The organism is Candidatus Angelobacter sp. (genome assembly GCA_035607015.1).
Lineage (GTDB): Bacteria > Verrucomicrobiota > Verrucomicrobiia > Limisphaerales > AV2 > AV2.
Genome location: DATNDF010000308.1, coordinates 1 through 2,576 on the forward strand (window position 1 = coordinate 1; position 2,576 = coordinate 2,576).

Here is a 2,576-nt window from a genome sequence, read left to right on the forward strand (position 1 = left end):
TTTGTCTTCGTCATCATGGTCGTCGCTGCCACGCGCCCGGTGGTCAAACTGGCGGAGACGCTCATCTCACTGGCCGCGCGACTGATTCCCGTGCAAGAAAGCGTGTCGTTTTACATCGCCGCGCTCTTTCTCGGGCCGCTGTTGGGATCATTCATCACCGAGCCGGCGGCGATGACGCTACTGGCGCTCGTGCTCAAGCGCCGTTATTTCGACCGTGGCATTAGCCGTAAACTGGCCTACGGCACGCTCGGGTTGCTGTTTGTCAACGTATCCATCGGCGGCACGTTGACGCATTTCGCCGCGCCGCCAGTGTTGATGGTCGCGGCCAAGTGGAATTGGGGCTTGGCTTTCATGTTCGAGCACTTCGGTTGGCGGGCGGCTGCCGCGTGCGCGGTTTCGACCGTGATTGTGGCTGCCATGTTCTGGAAGGAACTCAAGGGGTTGGAGGTCGAGCGGAATGCGAGCGGGCGGATTCCGGCGTGGTTAACCGCTGCGCATCTGGTGTTCCTCGCGCTCGTCGTGGCGTTCGCGCATCACCCTAATGTTTTCTTTGGCATCCTCGTGCTGTTCCTCGGTTTGGTGGTGGCCACGCGCGAGTATCAGGATGACCTCAAGCTGCGCGAGGGATTGCTGGTGGGTTTCTTCCTCGCAGGCCTGGTCACGCTTGGTTCGTTGCAGGCTTACTGGCTCAAACCCCTTATCCAAAGCCTTGGTGGGAACGCGCTGTTCTTTGGTGCAACCGGACTCACGGCTATCACGGACAACGCGGCACTTACTTATCTCGGCTCGCTGGTGGACGGTATTTCGGACGAGCTGAAATACGCGCTCGTGGCGGGCGCGGTCGCCGGTGGTGGGCTGACGGTGATCGCCAACGCGCCCAATCCGGCGGGTGTGGGCATCCTCCAAGATGCGAAGGCATTTGAAGGCGAAGGCATCAGCCCGCTCGGGCTGTTCCTCGGCGCGCTGCTGCCCACGGCGGTGGCGATAGTGTTCTTCTGGCTGCTACACTGAGCCTTGACTGAAGACGGATCAAAGCGTCACGACTTTGCATGCTGGCGAGTGTCAGCGTATCAACTCTTGGGGAACAACCGTTGCCGTGCGTCTGACGTGATCACGGTCACGGCGGGATGCGTCAGCCTGCGTTCGGGCGTGATCGCATAGAATTGCTGCTGGCATTCATCCGTTCGCCCAATCGTGCGAAAGCCAAACCGCGCGACGATTTCCTTCACGACCATCGTCGGCACGCACATAAAGCCCAAGTTGTGGAGGGCGAGGATGTTCACAAGGGCGGGGTCTTCGAACTCTCCGACCAGCCGGGGGCGAACACCTATCGCGTGAAACCATTTTTCCAGTGAGCGGCGTAACCCGCTGTTGGACATCGGCAATAATGCCGGCGCTCCATTCAGCGATTTAGGAAAGCCACGCCGGAGTTTCGCCGCTAGACGCGGCTCTGCGCAGAACGCTACGCCGCATTCACCCAGGAGATGATTGAACACATTTGCGTGGACGCCACTGGATGCCGGCTCGTCGGCAAGCACGAGATCGAGGCGATACGAGGACAATTCAACCAGCATGTCCGACACTTTGGTTTCCCAACAGGCAACTTGCACAGGTTGAGGAAGGTGAAAGATAGGCTCGATGATTTTGTAGGTGACCAGTTTGGGTAACGCGTCGGCAATGCCGAGACGCACGCGCAAGGGACGCGAGGTGGGCCGTTGCTTCACCGAGTTCAACAAATCCTGGCCGATGGAAAAAATCTCCTCCGCATACGTCAAGACGTGCTGACCAACGTCGGTCAGTGCGACGTTGCGGCCAGCGCGGCGGAATAGCTTTTCCCCGAGAACGCCTTCGAGGGACTGAATTTGCGCGCTGATGGTGGATTGGGAGACATGCAGCTTGGCGGCGGCTTTGGTCAGGCCGCCTTCCTTCGCCACGGTGCAGAAATAGCGCAGATGGTGGTAATTCAAGAATTCCACAGAACAGAACTTCTATCGCTTAAACCGAAAAGTCCAATCGAGAAATCGAATTAGTCGAATCCAGCAACCGCATCGAAACTGGTGACATGAAAAGCGAACGGATTTTCAAAAACTTCAGTGCCTTGTCGTTTGACGGAAACACGGTCACTGGCGAAAGCGAGCCAGCCCCGAGCGTCTCCCAACCACGGTTGACGCCCGAAAGCGTCCAGGACTTCGATGTCCACCAAGACGGTTCTGCGGATGCAGATGCGCCGCAGACGGGACGTTCGGGGGCGACAAGGCACTGGCTGCAACGGAGCACGTTGCCAGTTGAGTTTCGACAAATCCGGCGTCGCTGGCTGGCGCTGCCGATTTCGCGCGGCTGCCCCGGCGCAGAGTAAACGCGGTAACCTCAAGACAAGTGATTACGATGAAAAGGAAAGTCCTGGCCGTGTTGGTGAATGTCACGCCGCTGACGCGAGCGATCATCAGCCGGGCATTCAAGCCGACCGACTTCGAGGTCTTTTGGACCGCGAATCTATCCGAGGCAGTGGAAGTTTCAACGCGCCATCACGTTGATCTGTTGCTGTTGGATTTGAACCAACCGTTGCGTGCTGGGTG

The 2,576-nt window shown here is 58.5% G+C and carries 4 protein-coding genes; 3 read left to right on the top strand and 1 reads right to left on the bottom strand.

What is annotated here, in order from left to right:
- A partial coding sequence (locus VN887_12360) for a putative Na+/H+ antiporter (GenBank protein ID HXT40797.1) occupies positions 1 to 1,011 on the top strand: 1,011 nt, incomplete at its 5' end.
- Positions 1,012 to 1,070: 59 nt separating this feature from the next.
- Here the strand turns inward: VN887_12360 and VN887_12365 are convergent.
- A complete protein-coding gene (locus VN887_12365; GenBank protein HXT40798.1) occupies positions 1,071 to 1,976 on the bottom strand; it encodes a LysR family transcriptional regulator in 906 nt (301 codons plus the stop codon).
- An 86-nt stretch (positions 1,977 to 2,062) separates the two neighbouring features.
- Here VN887_12365 and VN887_12370 point away from each other — a divergent pair, with 86 nt between their 5' ends.
- Both VN887_12370 and VN887_12375 read left to right on the top strand, forming a co-directional pair.
- The gene (locus VN887_12370; protein ID HXT40799.1) at positions 2,063 to 2,356 is read left to right on the top strand and encodes a hypothetical protein; all 294 of its coding nucleotides are present in this window, start codon (positions 2,063 to 2,065) and stop codon (positions 2,354 to 2,356) included.
- 29 nt (positions 2,357 to 2,385) lie between these two features.
- Positions 2,386 to 2,576, top strand: a 191-nt coding sequence (locus VN887_12375; protein HXT40800.1) for a hypothetical protein, incomplete at its 3' end; no start/stop codon positions are given.